The organism is Streptomyces sp. NPDC097640, assembly GCF_040302705.1.
Lineage (GTDB): Bacteria > Actinomycetota > Actinomycetes > Streptomycetales > Streptomycetaceae > Streptomyces.
The window spans coordinates 93,887-111,866 of the sequence record NZ_JBEOSB010000021.1 but is presented as its reverse complement, the minus strand read 5'-3'; the positions used below and the strand labels follow the sequence as shown (position 1 = coordinate 111,866).

At 75.8% G+C, this 17,980-nt stretch carries 14 protein-coding genes; 3 read left to right on the top strand and 11 right to left on the bottom strand.

Annotated elements, in window-relative coordinates; all coding sequences use genetic code 11:
* The first annotated feature begins 218 nt into the window (after positions 1–218).
* A complete protein-coding gene (locus ABTY62_RS29875) occupies positions 219–926 on the top strand; it encodes a FadR/GntR family transcriptional regulator (protein ID WP_352132524.1) in 708 nt (235 codons plus the stop codon).
* 40 nt (positions 927–966) lie between these two features.
* Here ABTY62_RS29875 and ABTY62_RS29870 read toward each other — a convergent pair whose 3' ends face one another.
* The 6 genes from ABTY62_RS29870 to ABTY62_RS29845 form a co-directional block, all read right to left on the bottom strand.
* On the bottom strand, positions 967–1,455 hold the full coding sequence (locus tag ABTY62_RS29870; RefSeq protein ID WP_352132523.1) for a GNAT family N-acetyltransferase: 489 nt from the start codon (positions 1,453–1,455) through the stop codon (positions 967–969).
* Positions 1,456–1,513: 58 nt separating this feature from the next.
* The gene (locus ABTY62_RS29865) at positions 1,514–2,458 is read right to left on the bottom strand and encodes a TIGR03564 family F420-dependent LLM class oxidoreductase (protein ID WP_352132522.1); all 945 of its coding nucleotides are present in this window, start codon (positions 2,456–2,458) and stop codon (positions 1,514–1,516) included.
* A 129-nt stretch (positions 2,459–2,587) separates the two neighbouring features.
* On the bottom strand, positions 2,588–4,048 hold the full coding sequence (locus ABTY62_RS29860) for a DHA2 family efflux MFS transporter permease subunit (protein WP_352132521.1): 1,461 nt from the start codon (positions 4,046–4,048) through the stop codon (positions 2,588–2,590).
* A 209-nt stretch (positions 4,049–4,257) separates the two neighbouring features.
* A complete protein-coding gene (locus tag ABTY62_RS29855) occupies positions 4,258–6,591 on the bottom strand; it encodes a serine/threonine-protein kinase (RefSeq protein ID WP_352132520.1) in 2,334 nt (777 codons plus the stop codon).
* A 4-nt stretch (positions 6,592–6,595) separates the two neighbouring features.
* Entirely contained in the window at positions 6,596–8,965 is a 2,370-nt protein-coding gene (locus ABTY62_RS29850) for an outer membrane protein assembly factor BamB family protein (RefSeq protein WP_352132519.1), read from the bottom strand.
* A gap of 106 nt (positions 8,966–9,071) precedes the next feature.
* Entirely contained in the window at positions 9,072–11,201 is a 2,130-nt protein-coding gene (locus ABTY62_RS29845) for a protein kinase domain-containing protein (protein WP_352132596.1), read from the bottom strand.
* 51 nt (positions 11,202–11,252) lie between these two features.
* Between ABTY62_RS29845 and ABTY62_RS29840 the strand changes: the two genes are divergently transcribed.
* A complete protein-coding gene (locus ABTY62_RS29840; protein ID WP_352132518.1) occupies positions 11,253–12,113 on the top strand; it encodes an SMI1/KNR4 family protein in 861 nt (286 codons plus the stop codon).
* A gap of 36 nt (positions 12,114–12,149) precedes the next feature.
* On the opposite strand, the gene ABTY62_RS29835 is transcribed toward ABTY62_RS29840, so the two are convergent.
* The 3 genes from ABTY62_RS29835 to ABTY62_RS29825 all read right to left on the bottom strand — a co-directional run bounded on the left by ABTY62_RS29835 (position 12,150) and on the right by ABTY62_RS29825 (position 14,875).
* The gene (locus ABTY62_RS29835; RefSeq protein WP_352132517.1) at positions 12,150–12,914 is read right to left on the bottom strand and encodes a polysaccharide deacetylase family protein; all 765 of its coding nucleotides are present in this window, start codon (positions 12,912–12,914) and stop codon (positions 12,150–12,152) included.
* Positions 12,915–13,083: 169 nt separating this feature from the next.
* Positions 13,084–14,052, bottom strand: a complete 969-nt coding sequence (locus ABTY62_RS29830; protein WP_352132516.1) for a DMT family transporter — start codon at positions 14,050–14,052, stop codon at positions 13,084–13,086.
* A 4-nt stretch (positions 14,053–14,056) separates the two neighbouring features.
* Positions 14,057–14,875, bottom strand: coding sequence for an SDR family NAD(P)-dependent oxidoreductase (locus ABTY62_RS29825; RefSeq protein WP_352132515.1), 819 nt, complete (start codon positions 14,873–14,875; stop codon positions 14,057–14,059).
* A 206-nt stretch (positions 14,876–15,081) separates the two neighbouring features.
* On the opposite strand from ABTY62_RS29825, the gene ABTY62_RS29820 reads away from it, so the two are divergent.
* Positions 15,082–16,203, top strand: a complete 1,122-nt coding sequence (locus ABTY62_RS29820) for an MGDG synthase family glycosyltransferase (RefSeq protein ID WP_502997544.1) — start codon at positions 15,082–15,084, stop codon at positions 16,201–16,203.
* Between the two features lie 311 nt (positions 16,204–16,514).
* On the opposite strand, the gene ABTY62_RS29815 is transcribed toward ABTY62_RS29820, so the two are convergent.
* Positions 16,515–17,210 carry a prephenate dehydrogenase gene (locus ABTY62_RS29815; RefSeq protein WP_352132514.1) on the bottom strand — a complete coding sequence of 232 codons (696 nt, stop codon included), beginning with the start codon at positions 17,208–17,210 and terminating at the stop codon, positions 16,515–16,517.
* Between the two features lie 277 nt (positions 17,211–17,487).
* A complete protein-coding gene (locus ABTY62_RS29810; protein ID WP_352132513.1) occupies positions 17,488–17,958 on the bottom strand; it encodes a VOC family protein in 471 nt (156 codons plus the stop codon).
* Between the last annotated feature and the right edge of the window lie 22 nt (positions 17,959–17,980).

The following is a 17,980-nucleotide window of genomic DNA, read 5'->3' as shown; positions in this document are numbered from 1 at the left end:
CCGAGGGGTGGGAGGGGCGCGGCGCGGCCCAGCATGGCGGAGAAACGCCGGTTGGTCCATTGGTAGGACCAAGTTGATGTCGGGTGACGCTAGTGCGGTGGCCCCGGGCGGCTGGTTTCCGCACCGTCACCACCTGGTTAAATCGCCTTGCTCCGGCTTCTTCGCGATATGAGAGCCTGAGCCACCGACCGGATCGTCAGAAGGCTGAGAACCAACAAATGGACTGGCGGCAACTGCGGCACTCCACCCTGTCGAGGCCGGACGCGCTGGCCGTCGGTCTGGAGCGGCTGATCCTCAGCGGCGAGCTGCCGCCCGGCTCGCGGGTGCCTCCCGAGCGGGAGCTCGCGGAGAGCCTCGGAGTCTCCCGCGGCTCGGTCCGCGAGGCACTGCGCGCGCTCGCCTCCCACGGGCTGGTCGCCCGCCGCCCCGGCGCGGGCACCGTCGTCCTCGACCCGGGGGCCACACCGCGCGGCGACGTCCTGGCCGCGGGGCTCGACACCACGGCCGAACTCCTCCAGGTCATGGAGGTGCGCGCGTGCATCGAACCGTCGGTGACCGCGCGGGCGGCGACGCGCGCGACGCCCGCCGACATCGTCCAGCTCCACGCGCTCCTCGACGCGATGCGGCGCGAGCCGTCGCGGCAGGAGTTCACCGACCTGGACCGCACCTTCCACCGGGCCATCGCCCAGTACACCCGCAACCCCCTGCTGCTGCGGCTGCTCGACCGGGTGTACGAGATCGGCGAGCCGGGGCGGCGCTCCTCGCCCCTGTCGGCCGCCCGGCGGCGCTCGACGATCGAGGAGCACCAGGCCATCCTGCGGGCGGTCGAGGCCCGCGACCCCGAGGCGGCCCGGGCCGCCTCCGAGGCGCACCTGGAGTCCGTGCTGCGCCGGATCGAGGCCCAGCAGCGGCGGAGCGCCGGCTGAGCGGCGCGGGTCCGGGGAACCCCGGGCCCGCGCCCGTGCCTCACAGTGCGCGGTGCATGATGTGCAGCCCCACGTATCCCTCCGTCGGGTGGTGGAAGCCCTCCGGGAGCGTGCCCAGCACCTCGAAGCCGAGCGACTCGTACAGCCGCACCGCGTGCACGTTGGTCTCCACGACCGCGTTGAACTGGATCCGGCGGAAGCCCGCCGCCCGGGCCCAGTCCAGCGAGTACTGGCACAGCGCCCGGCCCACGCCCTGTCCGGAGTAGGCCGGGGCGACCATGTAGCTGGCGCTCGCGACGTGCGCGCCGTTGCCCATCTGGTTGTTGTTCATCTTCGCCGTGCCGAGGACCGTGCCCGCGTCGTCGACGGCGACGACCGTACGGTTCGGCGGCGACAGGAGCCACACGTCGCGGCCCTGCTCCTCGCCGAGGTCGAGCGGATAGGTGTAGGTATCGCCCGCGGCGACGATCTCATGGAAGAAGGGCCAGATGGCAGGCCAGTCCCGTGGCGTGGCTTCCCTGATCAGCATCCGGACATGATGCCGGTGCGGCCCGCGGGGCGACCAGCGATTTCCGCGCGGCGCGGGATCAGCCGCGCCGGGCCAGTTCGCCGAGGAGCCGCCAGGTGCGGCGCTCGTCCTCGGGGGAGCCGATCGCGGTCTGGGTGTAGACGAGTTCGGTGGCGCCCGCCTCGAAGTACGCGGCCACTTGGGCGGCGAGCAGCTCCTCGTCGCCGATCGCGACCAGGTCGGCGGGGTTGTCGATGCCCTCGCGGTCCAGCGCGGCGCGGTAGGCGGGGAGGTTCCGGTAGGGGGCCATGTTCTGCTCGGCGCGGGCGCGGGCGCCCGCCACATCGGCGGTGACGACACCGGAGACGATCACGGCGACGCGGGGCGCCGGGCGGCCGGCGGCTTCGGCGTACCGGGTGATGGTGGGGACGGTGTACTCGGCCAGGGTCCGCGGCCCGGAGAGGATGGGCAGCACCCCGTCGGCGAGTTCACCCGCGGCGCGCAGGGTCTGCTCCCCCGCCGCCGCGACCAGCACCGGCACCCGTGGCCGGGCGCCCGGCACACTGCCCGGCAGCGAGGCCCTGGCGACCAGCGTCTCGCCTTCGAGGTCCACCACGCCGGTCTCCAGCAAGGAGCCCAGCGCCTCCAGGTGTTCGCGCAGATGGCGGACCCGGGGGTGGGGCGGGAGCCCGTAGACCTGCTCGACGAACGACTTGATCGACAGTCCGACGCCCAGCGTGAAGCGCCCGTGGGAGGCCGCCTGCGCGGTCTGGGCCTGCATGGACAGGGCGATGGGGTGCCGGGGGTAGATCGGCACAACCGCGGTGCCCACGTCGATGCCGGGGACCTCGCGGGCCGCCAGGGCGGCCACGGTGATGGCGTCGTGGTCGAACCGCTGGGTGAACCAGGCCGCGGACAGCCCGGCGTCGGCCAGCTCCTTGACCTGGCCGATCAGGGTGTCGACGGAGTTGGCCTCGCGTGACGGCTGGGTGTGGTCGGTGGGCAGGGCGACACCGATGCGCATGACGTGCTCCGAATCGACGGTCGGCGGGTGGCGGACGGCGGCCCGCCGAGGCGACGGGAGCCGGGAAAGAATCTTAACCCAGTAACGAAAGTTACCGGGTCACGATTCATCGGGCGGGCCGACGCGGCGTCAGGTGTGTTCCGGGGCGCGCTCCTCGGCGGGGGCGTCCGCCGCCGACGCCACCGCCGGGCGGCGGCGCGGCAGGCACAGCGCGGGGAGGACGGCGGCGAGCATGAGGGCCACCGCCCACAGGTAGGTGTCCGCGAAGGGCCCAGCGTGGGTGGGGGTGGTCGAGCCGCCGCCGTTGATCGAGAGCGTGACGGAGAACAGGGCCACGCCGGTCGCGGCCGCCACCTGGGAGGTGATCTGAAGGGCCGTCGAGGCCGAGGGGGCGTCCTCCCCCGACAGCCCGCGGGTGGCGGCGGCCATCGTCGGCATCATCGTCATGCCGACGCCGGTGCCCAGCACCAGCAGCGAGGCGCCCACCCGCCAGAACGCGGTGGTGTCCGACAGCTGCACGGTCAGCAGCGTCATGCCGAGCGCCGCCGTGGAGATCCCGCCGACCACCAGCCACCGCGGCGGGACCCGGTCCGCGAGGCGTCCGGAGAACTGCATGGTCACACCGGCCGCCAGCCCCAGGGGGGCGCCGAGCAGGCCGGAGGCCGTGACGCTCTCGCCCCGCACCACCTGGAAGTACATGGGCAGCAGCAGCATGCTGCCGAAGTAGCCGACGACGAACAGGCCCAGCGTCGCCGCGCCGGCCGCGAAGGACCGGTCGCGGTACAGGCGCAGATCGATCAGCGGGTGCGGGGAGACCCGGGCCCGGAGGACGAAGCCCACCACCAGCACGGCCCCCACCACCGCCGGGATCACCACGCCCGGGCCGCCGAAGTCGCGGCGCTCGGCGCCGGTGGACAGGCCGTAGATCAGCGCGGCCAGGCCCGGGGACAGCATCAGCAGGGCGGGGAGATCCAGCCGTTGGCCGGGGCCTCCGGCGGCGCGTGGCAGGGCGCGGGAGACGACGAGCAGGGCGACCACACCGACGGGCACATTGATGGTGAACATCCAGCGCCAGGAGAAGGAGTCCACCAGCCAGCCGCCCAGCACCGGCCCGCTGACGGGGCCGATGAGGATGGGGATGCCCATGATGCTCATGATGCGACCCATGGTCTCCGGGGTGGCGGCCCGCATCATGATCGTCATCCCGGTGGGCACGATCATGCCGCCGCCCAGGCCCTGCACCATCCGGAAGGCCACCAGCGACTCGATCGACCACGCCGTCCCGGCCAGCAGGGAGCCGAGGGTGAACAGCGCGATGGCCGTCATGTAGACGCGCTTGGTGCCGAACCGCCGGATCGCCCAGGCCGTCACCGGGATCACCGCGGCCAGGGCCAGGGAGTACCCGGAGGCCACCCACTGGACCGTGGCGAGCGGCGCGTCGAACCGCTTGGCCAGCGAGTTGATGGCGACGTTCACCACGGTGGTGTCCAGCACCGACATGATGGAGCCGAGCGTGACCACGGCGGCGAGCACCCCGAGCCGGGGTGAGGAGGGCGGGGCGTCGCCGGGAGCGTGCTGTGTATGTGACATGACGGAGCCTTGTCTTCGTGACCGGTGGGTCGGGTGGATCACCCGCCCGCATCCCGAGACTCCGATATCAACCAAGGTTCAAGTCAACCGAGGACCGGCTCCGGCATGTTGTTCGGCCCGCGCGGCACCCCCGGGCCGGTCCCGCCCGGGGGTCGGCCCGGGGGTCGGCCCCCGGCGCGTCAGGCCCAGGCGCGTCAGGCCCAGGCGCGTCAGGTCAGCGGCAGCGCCCGGATCGACTTGCCGCGCACCACGTACAGCCGCCCCTGGCCCGCCAGCGGCTCCGTGGTGCCGAGCACGGAGCCGGACGAGTCGCGCAGCGTCCACCGCGTCCGTCCGGTACGGAGGTCCACCGCGACCGCGGCGGCGCGGGTGTCGGAGGACGGCGGAAAGACCAGCCCGTCGGCCACCCCGGTGGCGGCGGGCGGCAGGGCCAGGTCGGTGTCCGCCTTCCACTTCCACCGCACCTGGTGGGAGGCCAGGTCGACGGCGAACACATGGGTGCGCAGGACCGTGAAATAGGCGATGCCGTCCGCCACGGCCGGGGCGCCGAACGTCGGCCCGTCGCCCGTGCCGGAGGGCAGCTGTCCGGGGTCGATCCGCCAGCGCCCGCGGCCGGTGCGCAGATCGATCGCGCTCAGCCCCAGGCCGCACACCAGCACGATGCCCCGCGCCACCGCCGCCGTCCACGGGGGCACCATGCTGCCGCCGTCACCCGAGATCAGCTCGCCGCCGGGCAGCGCCACGCGCCACCGCCGACGGCCGTCCGCCGTGTCGTACGCGGCCACCGAGCCGGCGTCGACGAGCACCAGCCGGCCGTCCGCCACCCGGCCCGGGAGCTTCCCCGCCTCGCCGCGCGCGATCTCCCGGCGCCAGCGCACCTTCCGGGCCACCGTGTCGTACGCGAGCAGATAGCGGCGGCGGGTGTTCGGCAGGCCGTCGCTGCGCGGGCCCGAGTGGCCGACCACATACGCGGTGCGGCCGTCCGCCGCGGCGACCGGGCGGTCCATGAAGCGGAAGGTCACCCCCAGCGGATCCGAGTACCAGGTTCTGCCGTCGGCCGCGTCGACCATCGCCAGCCGGTCGTCCCCGTCGGCGTAAGCCGCCTTCATGACGAGCAGTCCGCCGCAGGCCGTCGGGGTGTATCCGGCCACCGCGGGCGCGGTCCAGCGCAGGGTGCCGCGGCGGGCGTCCACCCCGAGGATGCCCGCCCCCGGGTCGGCCTGCACGGCGATGACACCGCGGTGGAGCAACGGCCGCCCCAGGTCCCCGATCGGGCCCCGGTACTCCCACAGCGGCTGTGGCGCGGTGCCCGCGCCCCCGCCGCCGGGGCCGGGCCGGGGGCCGCCGGGCGGGTCGTCGCCGCCGGAGCCGGCCGCCGCCCACCACACGCCGCCCGCCACCCCGGCGGCGGCCAGGGCCCCGACCCCGCCGAGCAGCAGCCGGCGGCGGGCCGGACGCGGGCCGTCCGGGGAGGGCGACGCCTCGGGGACGGCGGGGGGCGGCGTGGCCTGTGGCCCCTCGTCCCGCCGCACCGCCGTGTCCCAGACGGTCGCGGTGCGCAGCGCGATGTCCTGAAGCACGCCCGCCGGGAGCAGCCCGGCGAACCGCTGCCGCTCGCGCTCCCGTTCGCCCGCGTGTTCCCCGTCCCGCTCCCGTCGCCCTTCGGATCGGCCGTCGTGTCCGCCGTCGTCGCCCGTGCCCGCCAGGGCGCGCGCGATCCGTTCGGCGGCGGGCCGGTCGGCGGGGTCCTTGGCCAGGGCGCCGACGACCAGCGGCCACAGCTCCTCCGGCACCCCGGTGAGGTCCGGCTCCTGATACGCCACGCGGTACAGCACGTCGTTGGCCTCGCCCTCGCCGAACGGCGCCCGCCCGGTGGCGGCGTACACCAGCAGGCCGCCCAGCGCGAACACGTCGGCGGGCGGTCCGACGCTCTGCCCGCCGACGGGGCGCGCCTGTTCGGGCGAGAAGTAGGCGGGGGTGCCCACCTGGCGGCCGGTGCGGGTCAGCCGCTCGGCGCCCACGGCCCGGGCGAGCCCGAAGTCGATCAGCTTGGGCCCCTCGGCGGTGATCAGCACATTGGAGGGCTTCAGATCGCGGTGCACCAGGCCCTGGCGGTGCACCGCGGCAAGGCCCTGGGCGAGCGCCGCCCCCAGGGCGCGCAACGCGGCGTACGGCCAGGGGCCATGGGCCTCGACCGCCTGCGCCAGCGACGGGCCGAGCAGATATTCGGAGGCCAGCCATGGCCGCGGCCCGGTGGTGTCGGCGTCCACGACGGCCGGGAAGAAGTCGGCTCCGCCCAGGGAGCGGGCGGCCTGGAGCTCCTGCCGGAACCGCTCCCGGAACTCCTTCTCGTCGGCCAGTGCCCGGTGCACCGCCTTGAGGGCCACGGTCCGGCCGCCGTCGGAGCGGGCCAGGAAGACGGTGCCCATCCCGCCCGAGCCGAGGCGGGCGAGCAGCCGGTAGCGGCCGAACGCCTCCGGGTCGTGGCCGAGCAGCGGCCGTACGGGCGAGGCGGGCTGGTCGGCCGTCACGGTCACGGTCATCCCTTCACTCCACCGGAAGCAGGAACACGGCGGCGCCGTGGGCGACGACGGCGGACGATCCCGCCGGGTAGACGTAGTAGCCGTCCAGGAGCTCGCCACCGCTCTCCTGGAAGCGCCACCGCACACCACCCGTCCGGGCGTCGAGCGCGAACACCCCCGCCGCCGCGGCGGCCAGCACCGTACGGCCGGAGCCGCTGACCGAGAGGGTGGGGGTCGCCTTCCACACGGTGTCGTCGGGCAGCGCGGACCGCCACAGCTCGGTGCCGCGGTCCGGGTCGACCGCGTAGACCAGCTTGGTGCCGTCGGACACGTACAGCACATCGCCCTTTCCGCCCGGCCCCTGACGGACCACCGGGTGGCCCAGCGGGGACTTCGTCGACGCGTAGCCGTTGATGTCCAGCGACCACCGCTGCCGTCCCGAGTCGATGTCGACCGCGCGCAGCGTCGCCCCGTGTGCGGCGTAGAGCAGGCCGCGGGTGGGGGATATCCCGACCTTGTCCCCGGTGCCGACGCCGGCGAAGCGCCTGCGCCACTCCTGGTGTCCGTCGGACAGCCGCAGCGAGATCAGCTCCACCTCGCCACCCCGGTATCCCATGCCGATCAGGGAACGGCGGGTGGGGAACGCCCCGATGTCATGGCCGTAGGCGGCGGGCAGCCGGGCCCGCCACCGCTCGCGGCGGGTCCGGGTGTCGTACGCGACCACATGGGCGGGCGGGTCGTCGCCGCCGCTGGTTCCGGTGGCGGTGAAGTAGGCGCGCCGGCCGTCGGCGTCGACGGAGAGCATGGTCCGGAAGGTGAGTCCGGTGCCCGAGTACGTGGACTCCACCCAGCGCTGGTGGCCGTCGCGGGCGTTGAAGGCGGTGAGTCTGCCGCCGACGGCGACGAGGGCGAGTTCGCGGCTGATGGGCTCGGGGGTGGCGTCGGTGCCCAGGTCGTCGCGGCGCCAGCTCGGGCGGCCGGTGCGCAGGTCGAGGGCGACGGCTTCCTGGGCGTTGGTGATGATGGCGAGCCTGTTCCGCCACACCAGGGGCGGGACGGACGTGGCGTCCGTCAGGTCGAAGCGCCACCGGGCGAGGGGGGCGGTGCCGGCCGGCGGGCGCGGCTCGGGGCGGGCGGAGGGGCGCCGGGCCGGTCCGGGGTCGGTGAGGGCCGACAGTCCGCCGCGGCCCGCCACCCATCCGGCCACCGCCCCGCCCCCGGCCAGCAGTCCGGCGGCCCCCGCGGCGGCGGTGGTGAGCAGGGCGCGGCGGGATGCCGCCGCGGTACGGGCGGACGGCGGGTCCGCGACCGGATGCGCACGGCCCTGCCCCTCGCCCTGCGTGGGTGCCGTGAACACCTCGTCGCCCGGGAACACTTCGCCGCCGGCGGCCGGTTCGCCGCGGGCGCCGGGCGGGACCGCGGCGGGCTGGCCGGCGGGCACCGGCTCCTCCAGCACCAGCACCTGCGCGGCCTCGCGGGCCAGCCGGGCCACCACCGCGCTCGGCAGCCGCGGCGGCGGCGGTGGCGCGGCCGGGTCGGGGCCGCCGAGAGCGGCGCGCAGCGCGGCGGCGTCCGGGCGGCCCGCGGGGTCCTTGTCCAGGCAGCCCGTCAGGATCTCGGCGAGCGGGGCGGACAGCGGGCCGAGGTCCGGCAGTTCGGCGGCGATCCGGTACAGCACCTGCGGCGGGGCGTCGTCGCCGAACGGGGTGCGGCCGGAGGCGGCGTGGGCGAGGACCGCGGCCAGGGAGAACACGTCGGAGGCGGGGACGGGGGCCCGGCCGCGCGCCTGTTCCGGTGACAGGAAGGGGGCGGGCCCGGCGAACCGGCCGGTGTCGCTGTCGTACGCGTCCCCTCGGCCACCGCCGGCTCCCACTCCGTCCGCACCCCCTCCATCCTCTCCGTGTCGGGGCAGGCGCGCGTGGTGAAAACCCGTCAGGCGGGGGCCGTCCCCGGCCACCAGGACGGCGTCGGCCGAGATGCCGCCGTGCACCATCCCGGCCGAGTGGACCCGCTCCAGCGCCTCGGCGAGCGCCGCGCCCAGCGCCCGTACCCCGGGCTCCGCGAGCCCCTGGGGCGCGGCGCGGACGGCCTCGGCGAGCGGCACGGCGGGGACGTACGCATGGGCCACCCATGGGACAGCCGCGTCCAGTTCGGCGTCCTCGACGGGGCGCACCCAGCGCCCGGCGGCGGCCCGTGACGCCGCCACGTCGCGGCGCAGCCGGGCGCGGAGCCGCTGGTCGTCGGCGAGCGCGGCGCGCACCAGCGTGACCTCGACGGCCGGCCCGCCACCGACGCGCCGCCCCAGCAGCCGCACGCCGCTGTCCGTCTCCCCCAGCCGGGCCAGCATCAGAAACGGCCCGAGTCGACGCGGATCCGCGTTGTGCAAGGTGTGCATATGTCGGCAGCCCTCCCGGCACGGTGCCGCGCCCCCGCTCTGTGTACGTACCGCAGCCTAGGGGTGTCGAAGCATGGCGGGCGCGGGTGAACACCGGCGAGCGCGATCACAGGACGGGCATGGCGCGCAGGGTGCCGGCGTGTGCGAGGAAGACCCGGTTGGCCGCGCCGGTCAGGCGCCAGGGCTCGTCGCCTCCGCCGCCGAGCGACCACGCCGCCGCGGCCTGCCGCAGATCGACGGTCACGACGCCGTCGTCCGGGCCGGAGGGGTCCTGGCCGAGCGGATGGTAGAGGGACCGGCCCTGGACCACGGGGGCGGTCGTGGGGAGGGCGTGGGTGCCGGGGATGACGGACCAGCTCTGTTCGCCGGTACGGGCGTCGACCGCGATCAGCTGGTCCTGCCAGACGACGTAGAGGGAGCCGTCGGCCGGGGCGGGCGAGCCCCAACTGCCGGTGCCGGGGGCGGGGGTGGTCCAGCGCCGTGCGCCGTCCGCGAGGGCGAGGGCCCGCAGCGAGGGGCCGCCCAGGTAGACGGTGCCGTCCGCGACGGCGGGCGTGAGAGCCACCCCCGCGCCGGTGTCCTGACGCCAGGCGGCCGTGCCGTCGTCGGTACGGTACGCGGTGACCGTCCCGTCGGACCCCGCGACGACGAGGCGTCGCCCCGCCGCCGCGGCCGCGGCTCCCTTCGCCGTGCCGGTCGCCGCCGGTGTCGTCCAGCGGGCCCGGGCGCCGGTCAGCGGCTGGGCGCGCAGCCGCCGTTCGCCGTCGAGTACGTACGCGGTGTCGGCGTCGGCGGCGAGGAGCCGCGCCGCGCCGTCCGCCCGGGACCAGCGTTCGCGCCCGTCGCGGGCGTCCAGGGCGGTCAGCCGGCCGCCCGCGGTGACCGCGAGGACGACGCCGGCGGCGGCGAGCAGGCCCGCGCCGGTCGGCGGAGCGCCCCGGTCGGTCCAGGTCCACGCGGGTTCCCCGGTGTCCGCGGCCCAGGCGGCAAGGCCCTTGGGCGTTCCGGCGACCACGACCCGGTCGGCCGTGAGCGGGCCCGCGCCGTCGGTGGCGAGGCCGTCGCGGGTCCAGAGCGGGGCGGGCGCGGTGCCGGGGGTGTACCGCGCCAGCGGGGTGGCGGCCGGGACGCCGGGGCGTCGGCCGTCGCCACGCAGCAGCCACCACCCCGCCCCGCCGCCCGCGGCGCAGACGGCGACGGCGGCCGTGGCGGCGCCCGCGACCGTCACCCGGCGCCGGGACGGGGCCGTTTCGGGGGCGGCGGAGCGGACCATGCGGTCGACGTCCGCCGCGCGGCGGGCGAGTTCGGCGGCGAGCGGGCCGGCGCGCCAGGCGGGGCGGCGCGGGGCCAGGCGCCGTATCGTGCCCTGCGCCGTGCCCCGTACCGCGCCCCGTTCGGTGCGCAGCCGCCGCGCCACCTCGCGCGGTTCGGGGCGCTCGGCGGGCTCCTTGGCCAGACAGTCGGTCACCACCCCCAGCAGGGACGCGGGTACGCCCTCCAGGTCCGGCTCCTCGTGGACGGTGCGGAACTGGACGGCCGCCGGGTGGCCGTCGCCGAAGGGCAGGCGCCCTCCGGCGGCGAACGCGAGCACGGCGCCCAGCGCGAAGACATCGCCGGGTGGCCCGGTGCGCCGGCCGAGCACCTGCTCGGGGGCGGCGAAGCCGGGCGTGGCGGGGGCCGACCCGGCGCCGGTGAGGGTCATTCCGTGCTCGGGCCGGGCGATGCCGAAGTCGATGACGTACGGGCCGCCGCGGGTGAGCACCACGTTCGACGGCTTGAGGTCCCGGTGCACCAGCCCGGCCGTGTGGATCCGCGCCAGCGTTCCGGCCAGCGCCGCCCCCAGCGCCCGTACGTCCGCCTCCGCAAGCGGCCCGAAGCGGTCCACGGCGCGAGTGAGGGTCAGGCCCGGGAGGAACTCCGAGGCGAGCCAGGGCCGTTCGCCCGACAGCCCGTGGCCGAGGACGGCCGCGAGGCCGGGCCCGCGCACCGACCGCGCCATTTCGGCCTCCCGCCGGAAGCGGGCCGGCAGCCCGGGGTCCTCGCCGTCCATGCCGTCCGTGCCGTCCGTGCCGTCCGTGGTTCGCAGCGCCTTCACGGCCGCGGTCCGGCCCGCCGTGTCCACCCCCAGGTAGACCTTCCCCATGCCACCCGCGCCGACCACCCCGAGCAGCCGGTAGGGCCCCAGCCGGGGCGGGTCGTCACCGGCGAGCGGGGCGACGGTCGGGTTCTCGGTCATGGCCACGAACGGCGATCGTAGACGGCCGCGGCCGCCGTCTACGCTGTGCCCGTGATCTCTCCCCGCGCCCCGCTGTCCGAGCTCGTCCGCCATGTGCCGCCCCCGCCCGAACCGGTGGACGGCCACGGCGACTGGGAGGCGGCGGAGGCCGCGCTGGGGGTGCCGCTGCCCGCGGACTTCAAGGCGCTGGTGGAGACGTACGGGCGGGGCGAGTTCCGCGACCACATCGCGGTGTGCACACCCTTCGGCGACGACAATCCGGTCCGGCTGGAGGCGGATCTGCTGGAGGACTACGCCGACTTGCGGGAGATGTTTCCGGAGCACTACCCCTACCCGCTGTTCCCGGAGCCGGGCGGGCTGATCGCCTGGGCGGTGACCGGCAGCGGACACCATCTGTGCTGGCGGACCGTGGGGCCGCCGGACGAGTGGCCGGTCGTGGTGTGGTCACGCGACGACGACTACGAGGAGTACGGGCCGGGCGCCGTCGACTTCCTGGAGGGGTGGCTCACCGGGCGGATCGTCTCGGAGGCCCTGCCCGACAACCAGCCCGGCCTGGCTCCGTGGTTCGACCCGGCGCGCGAGCTGGCCCATGTCTACGTCCGGCTGGCGGAGGGCGAGCGGCCCTATCCGGAGCGGCTGCGGATCCTGCGCGAGGCGCTGGCACCCACCGCCGACCGGGGCGGCATGGTGTCCGAGTACGACGGCAGACGGCAGGACCACTTCGCCACCGTGGACGGCGGCTGGGAGCTGACGTACGAGACGGCGTACGGCCATCAGATCCGGGTGGCCTTCCCCCCCGAGGACAGCGAGCGGGCGCGGCTGGCGGTGCTGGGCGCGGCCGGGGCGATGGGGTGCGCGGTGCTCGGGCTGTCGACGGTCCACGGCACGGCCGTGTGGGAGCCCCTGCCCTGAGCCTTGCCACGTCGGGTGCGGTGGCCGCGGCCCCGCTCAGCCGTCGATCCCGTGTTCGGCCAGCGGACCCACCGCCCAGCCCTCGTCCCGGCAGGCACGGACGAAGGCGGGCAGCGCGCCGAGGGCTGCCCGCCAGCAGCCGGGCGCGGCCGTTTGGTCGGTGTCGTGCAGCAGTACCGTGTCGCCGCCGCGCAGATCGCGGCGCACGGTGGCGAGCACCGAGGCCGGAGTGGCCTGGGCGGTCCAGTCCCGGCCCCAGGCCGTCCACAGCACGGGGCGGAGCCCGGCCCGTGCGGCGGCCAGCCGGCGGCCGCCGGTCAGGATCCCGTACGGCGGCCGGTACCAGCGCGGTACCGCGCCCGTGGCCAGCCGTACGGCGCGGGCGGCGTGTGCGACCTCGCGCAGATCGCGGGTGACCGCGGGCAGCCATGGGCGGCTGTGTGTCCAGCCGTGGACGGCCAGCTCGTGGCCCCGGAGGGCGATGTCCCGCGCGGTGTCGGGGTGGCGCAGCACGCTGTTGCCGAGGACGAAGAAGGTGGCCCGTACGGCGAGCTCGTCGAGGGCGTCGAGGAAGTACGGGGTGGACCGGGGGTCGGGTCCGTCGTCGAAGGTGAGGGCGATGTGGTCGGGGCGGCCGCGGCCCGCCAGGGCCGGGAAGGCGCGCCGCGCGCCCGGCAGCCGGACGGCGGCGGGGGCCGCGTGCGCGACCGCCACGAGGGTCCCCCCGGCCACGACCAGGGTCTCGGCCCGGCCACGCGCGGTCCCGTGGCGGCTGCCGAGTCCGGCCGTTCCGTCGCTCATGGGCGGCTCACCTGTGCTGCCTCCAGCGGTGGCGCAGGACCGCCGCTTCCGGACACGAGGGGCCGCCACCGCTCCCGGTCACGCGGGGCCGTCGCCCCCGGCCGGGAAGTACCACCGCCGCCCGTCACGAGGCGCCGTGGACCCTGGCCGCGCCGGGCCGCCGCCCCGGTCACGACGCGTCCCCGCTTCCGGTGCGCCGCGCCGCGCGAGGCGGGCGGGCTGGGCGCGTGGTGGCGCGGGTGGCCGTGTCCCAGCCGTGGGCGACGGTGGGCGAGCGGGAGAGGCCGACGATGCCGACCGCCATCAGGACGACACCGGCCGCCTCGGGCACGATTCGCAGTCCCAGGGCGACGCGCTCGCCGAACAGCACCCAGCCCAGGGCGATGCTCACCAGCGCGTCGCCGAGGGTGAGTGCGGGCTGTGACGCCGCCAGGGTGCCGGCCCGCAGGGTGCTCTGGAGCAGCAGAAAGCTCAGCAGCCCGACGCCGCACACCGCATAGAGCGGCCAGCTGGTGAACACGGCGGCCACTCCGCCGGCGAACCGGCCGGTGAACTCCTTGATCAGCGCCGCGGTGCAGGCGAAGCACACGGCGGTGGCGCACCCGAGGACGGCGGCGCGGGCCGGGCCGCGCAGCGCGTGGGCCACCGCGGTCAGGACGCCGACGGCGAGCACCGTCAGCACCCCCACCGGGAGCCAGCGGCCGTTCTCGGCGGTGCTGTGGCCGTGCGAGGGGTCGGCCGCGACGAGAAAGAGCGCCAGCCCGGCGGCCAGCGTCACGAACGCCAGCCAGGTGCGGCCGTCCGGGCGGTGGCGGAAGACCAGGCTGCCGACCATCAGCGTGAACAGCAGTTCGGTCACCAGCAGCGGCTGGACCACGGAGAGCCGCCCGACGGCGAGCGCGCCCACCTGGGCCACCGCCGACACCACCATCGCCGCCGCGCCGGCCAGCCAGAACGGGCGCCGCAGCAGCCGGGCCAGCCGGAGCAGCGACCGCCCGAGCCCGCGCCCCGCCCGCCGCTCGTGTTCCTGCTCCATGGCGGCTTCCTGCTCCATGGCGGCGCGCCGCTGCAACACCGACGCCGCGCCGTTGCCGAGGGCGGACAACAGCGCCAGCAGGACCGTCAGCGCGTCGTGCACCGCGTCACCCGAAACGGGCCGCCAGCCGGCGGTAGAGCGCCGGGGCCGCGCTGCGGACCAGCACGGGCAGGCGCAGCCAGCCGGGCACGTACACCTCGTCGCGGCCCCGCGCGACGGCGTCCCAGACCGCGTCGGCGACCTGGGCGGGGGGCAGCGGGCGGGGGCGGCGGCGGGTGTAGGGGGTGCCGCGGCGGGCGAAGAACGGGGTGTCCACCACGCCCGGGACGACATGGGTGACCCGTACGCCGGACCCGCGGAGCTCGTACCGCAGGGCGTCGGCGAAGGTGCCGAGGGCCGCCTTGGCGGCGGAGTACACCGCCTCGCCCCGCACCCCGACGCCGCCCGCGACGGATCCGATGAGCACGATGTGTCCGCGCCGCTCGGCCAGCATGCGCGGCAGCACCAGACGCACCAGGCGTACGGCGGCCAGCAGGTCGACGGAGATCACCCGGTCGATGGCCGCGGGCGGCATCGAGCCGAAGGGGCCCGCCCAGCCGACCCCCGCCCCGGCCACCAGCAGGTCGACCCGCCCGGCGGCGCGGAAGGCCGCCCGGACCAGGTGGCCGCTGCCCTCCGCGGTGGCCAGGTCGGCGGGGAGGGCGGTGGCGGAGGTCCGGGCCGCCACGCGGTCCAGCCGTTCCTGGTGGCGGCCGCTGAGCAGCAGCCGCCAGCCGCCCTCCGCGGCGAAACGGTCCGCGACGGCGGCGCCGATGCCCGAGGAGGCGCCGGTCACCAGCGCCACGCCCGGCCCGGCGGCGGCGGGGCGCTCCGCGCCCCGGGCCGGGCCACGGTGGGTTTCTGTGTCCGGGAGGGGGCGGGTCATGGCGACTCCCTGTGACGGCCGGCCGGGGCGGACGGCCGTCAAACGGTTTGACGACTCTCGGAGCGGTTACTTCCAGTTAGCCACGATCGGCTTCACCACGCACCACACGCGCCGCACCCGCCGACTCGGCCGGGCGCCCCAGCGGAGGTGACCATGCACCCGCCGCCCGATCACCAGTACGCCGGACGCCCTCCCGGGGAGCTCCGGTGAGCAGGCGTTTCCTCGTGGTGAGCGCCAGCATGGGCTCCGGTCACGACGCGGTGGCCGGGGAGCTCGCGCGGCGCCTGGAGGCCCGGGGACACCGGGTGGACCGGACCGATGTCCTCGCCCTGCTCCCGGCCGGGATCGGCCCGTTGCTGCGTTCCGGCTACCGGGCGGTGATCCGCCGCCTCCCCGTCCTCTACACGGGGATCTACGCCGCGTTCTTCCGCCCCGGCCCCGGCCCGCGCCCGGGCAGCGCCCCGCTGGCGGCACTCGCCGAACACCGGCTGCTGGCGCTGGTGGAGCGCTGGCGGCCGGATGTGGTCGTCCCGGTCTTCCACCTCGCCGCCCAGCTCACCGGCGGGCTGCGCGCGGACGGGGCGCTGACGGTGCCGAGCGCCGTGGTCGTCACCGACTTCGCGGTGCACCGCCAATGGCTGCATCCGGGCAACGATCTGTATCTGTGCCTCACGGCCGAGGGGGCCGACACCGTGCGGCGGGCCGTGCAACGACCCGCGGTGGCCACCGGTCCGGTGGTGGCCGGGCGCTTCTCCGCCCCCGCCCCGGGGGCGGACGGCTGGCGAGCGCGGTTCGCGGCCCACGCGCCCGGGAAGCCGCCGGTGGCGCTGGCCGCGGGGGCCTGGGGGGCCGGCACCCGGCTGGCGGCCACGGCGCGGCTGTTGGCCTCGGCGGGCTATCTGCCGGTGGCGCTCTGCGGCCGCAACGAGCGGCTGCGCCGCGAGCTGTCGCGGTGGCCCGAGGTGTGGGCGGTCGGCTGGGAGCCGGACCTGGCCGGCGTGCTGGCCGCCTCGTGGGCCGTGGTGGACAACGCCGCCGGGCAGACCGCGCTGGAGGCGCTGGCCGCCGGGGTGCCCGTGGTCGGCTACCGCCCCATTCCGGGGCACGGCCGGGAGGGTGTCCGCCACATGGCGGCCCTGGGCGTGAGCGAACACGCGCGGGACGCATGGGACCTCGTACGTGTGCTCGACACGCTCACCGCGCCGGGCGATGCGCGCGAGCGCCGCATCGCCGCGGGCCGCCGCCTGTTCACCGGCGACGCGGCGGCCGCTCTGGCCGAGGTGGCCGAGGCGGGCCGGGTGTCCGAGACGGCCCGCGGGGCGGGCTAGGCCGTGTCCGCAGAGTCCCGCCGGGCCCGCGACGCCTGGCACGCGCCCCCAGCTACCGCTGGGAGGTGCCCCCGCGCTGCGTTGTCGGGCTCGCCCAAGTACGCCCAGTACGAGGACGACCCTCCGCCTTGCGATCGCACGCGCCCCCAGCTACCGCTGGGCGGTGCCCCCTGACGCCGCGGGCTGATCCGACGCGACTCTGCGGACACGGCCTAGGACCTGTCTTCGAAGAGGGACACATCGAGGAGGCGCCTGCCGGGCGGTGGATGGGCGGTGTCCGCCCGTCAGGCGCCGTCCTCCTCGGCCTGGGGTCAGGCCTCGTACAGGCCGCGGCCGGCGCTCTTGGCCCGGTCCGCCTTGCGGAGTCGCTCCAAAGTGTTGCGCACGGAGTTGACGTTCGTGCGCGTCTCGTCGCGCCCCAGGGCCTCGTTGACCTCAGCGGCCCGCAGCGGACGGCCTGCCTTGCGCAGGGCGACCAGCACGTTTTCCGAGAGCCCGCCGGAGCGCTCCGTCGTAGCCTCGGCCTTGGGCGCCTCGGCCTTGGGCGCCGCTGCGGCCTTCTTGGCCGTCTTCTTGCCGGCCGTGGCCTTCTTCGCCGCGGTCTTCGAAGTCCGGGCGGTGGCCGGGGCCTTGGCCTTGCCCTTGCTGCGCTGACGGCCGATGGCGGCCTTGCGCGTGGCGGTGGCGGTGGCCCGGGCGGCCGGAGCCGGCTCGGGGTCGGGCTCCGGTGCCGCCTCGGGGGCGGGCTCGGCGGCCGCGGCCACCGTGTCCTCGGTGGCCTCGGCCACCGGCTCCGCGGCCACCGCCTCCTCCGGCGCCGCGGCGGGCGCCGGCACGCTGGAGAGCGCTTGAAGGCTGTTCAGAGCCCCGCTCACCGCCTCCAGTCGCTTGGTGACAGCGTCCAAATCCTTCTTGAGAGCCTCCTGCTGTTCCTCAAGCCGCGGGAGCTCTGACTCCAGCGCCTCGATCGTCGATCCCACACTGTTGTCCGCACTCAATGCGTTCACCACCACTTCGTACCCTTTCTGCGCCCATCGCAGCTGCGATTATGCCTGGTGTTCAGATGCGTACGGTGCCCTCCACACCGCCACACAACACCATCGAATCCACTTGCGCGACCACTTCGAACACACGCGTTTCCCCGCGTGTGAATGTCCGACTGGGTGTCGGCCGCGGTGCGAAAGGCCGGTGCGGGGGTGCAACCGGGTCCCGGGAGACACCGGTTGGCGGCAGAGAAGTGGCCGCCGTCGACTGCTCGACGGCGGCCACTTCCGGGTGGCGGAATCACCGCTCGTACGCATCCACCAGACCCTGGATGTCAATCTTCTTCATGCCGAGCATCGCCTTGGTGACCTGCGCGGACTTGACCGGGTCGGGGTCGCTCATCAGCTCGGTCAGCTTCCTGGGCACGATCTGCCACGACAGCCCGTACCTGTCCTTGAGCCAGCCGCAGGGCCCGTGCTCCCCGCCCTCGCCGAGCCGCGCCCACAGCTCGTCCACCTCTTCCTGCGTCGCGCAGTCCACGGAGAGCGAGATGGCCTCGGTGAAGGTGAAGTGGGGGCCGCCGTTGAGCGCGATGTACCTCTGCCCGGCGAGTTCGAAGGTGACGGTCATGACCGTGCCCGCCTCCCCCGGCCCCGCCTCGCCGTAGCGCTGGATGTCCACGATCCGGGAGTCGTCGAAGATGGACGTGTAGTGGTTGGCCGCCTCCTCGGCCTGGTTGTCGAACCACAGGAACGTGGTGATCTTCTGCATGATGTGCTCTCCTTGCCGGCTC

What these genes read in the sequence shown, in the direction of transcription:
- ABTY62_RS29875 (WP_352132524.1), top strand. Translation starts at nt 219, where the DNA reads ATGGACTGGCGGCAACTGCGGCACTCCACCCTGTCGAGGCCGGACGCG.
- ABTY62_RS29870 (WP_352132523.1), bottom strand. Translation starts at nt 1,455, where the DNA reads ATGCTGATCAGGGAAGCCACGCCACGGGACTGGCCTGCCATCTGGCCC.
- ABTY62_RS29865 (WP_352132522.1), bottom strand. Translation starts at nt 2,458, where the DNA reads ATGCGCATCGGTGTCGCCCTGCCCACCGACCACACCCAGCCGTCACGC.
- ABTY62_RS29860 (WP_352132521.1), bottom strand. Translation starts at nt 4,048, where the DNA reads ATGTCACATACACAGCACGCTCCCGGCGACGCCCCGCCCTCCTCACCC.
- ABTY62_RS29855 (WP_352132520.1), bottom strand. Translation starts at nt 6,591, where the DNA reads ATGACCGTGACCGTGACGGCCGACCAGCCCGCCTCGCCCGTACGGCCG.
- ABTY62_RS29850 (WP_352132519.1), bottom strand. Translation starts at nt 8,965, where the DNA reads ATGCACACCTTGCACAACGCGGATCCGCGTCGACTCGGGCCGTTTCTG.
- ABTY62_RS29845 (WP_352132596.1), bottom strand. Translation starts at nt 11,201, where the DNA reads ATGACCGAGAACCCGACCGTCGCCCCGCTCGCCGGTGACGACCCGCCC.
- ABTY62_RS29835 (WP_352132517.1), bottom strand. Translation starts at nt 12,914, where the DNA reads ATGAGCGACGGAACGGCCGGACTCGGCAGCCGCCACGGGACCGCGCGT.
- ABTY62_RS29825 (WP_352132515.1), bottom strand. Translation starts at nt 14,875, where the DNA reads ATGACCCGCCCCCTCCCGGACACAGAAACCCACCGTGGCCCGGCCCGG.
- ABTY62_RS29810 (WP_352132513.1), bottom strand. Translation starts at nt 17,958, where the DNA reads ATGCAGAAGATCACCACGTTCCTGTGGTTCGACAACCAGGCCGAGGAG.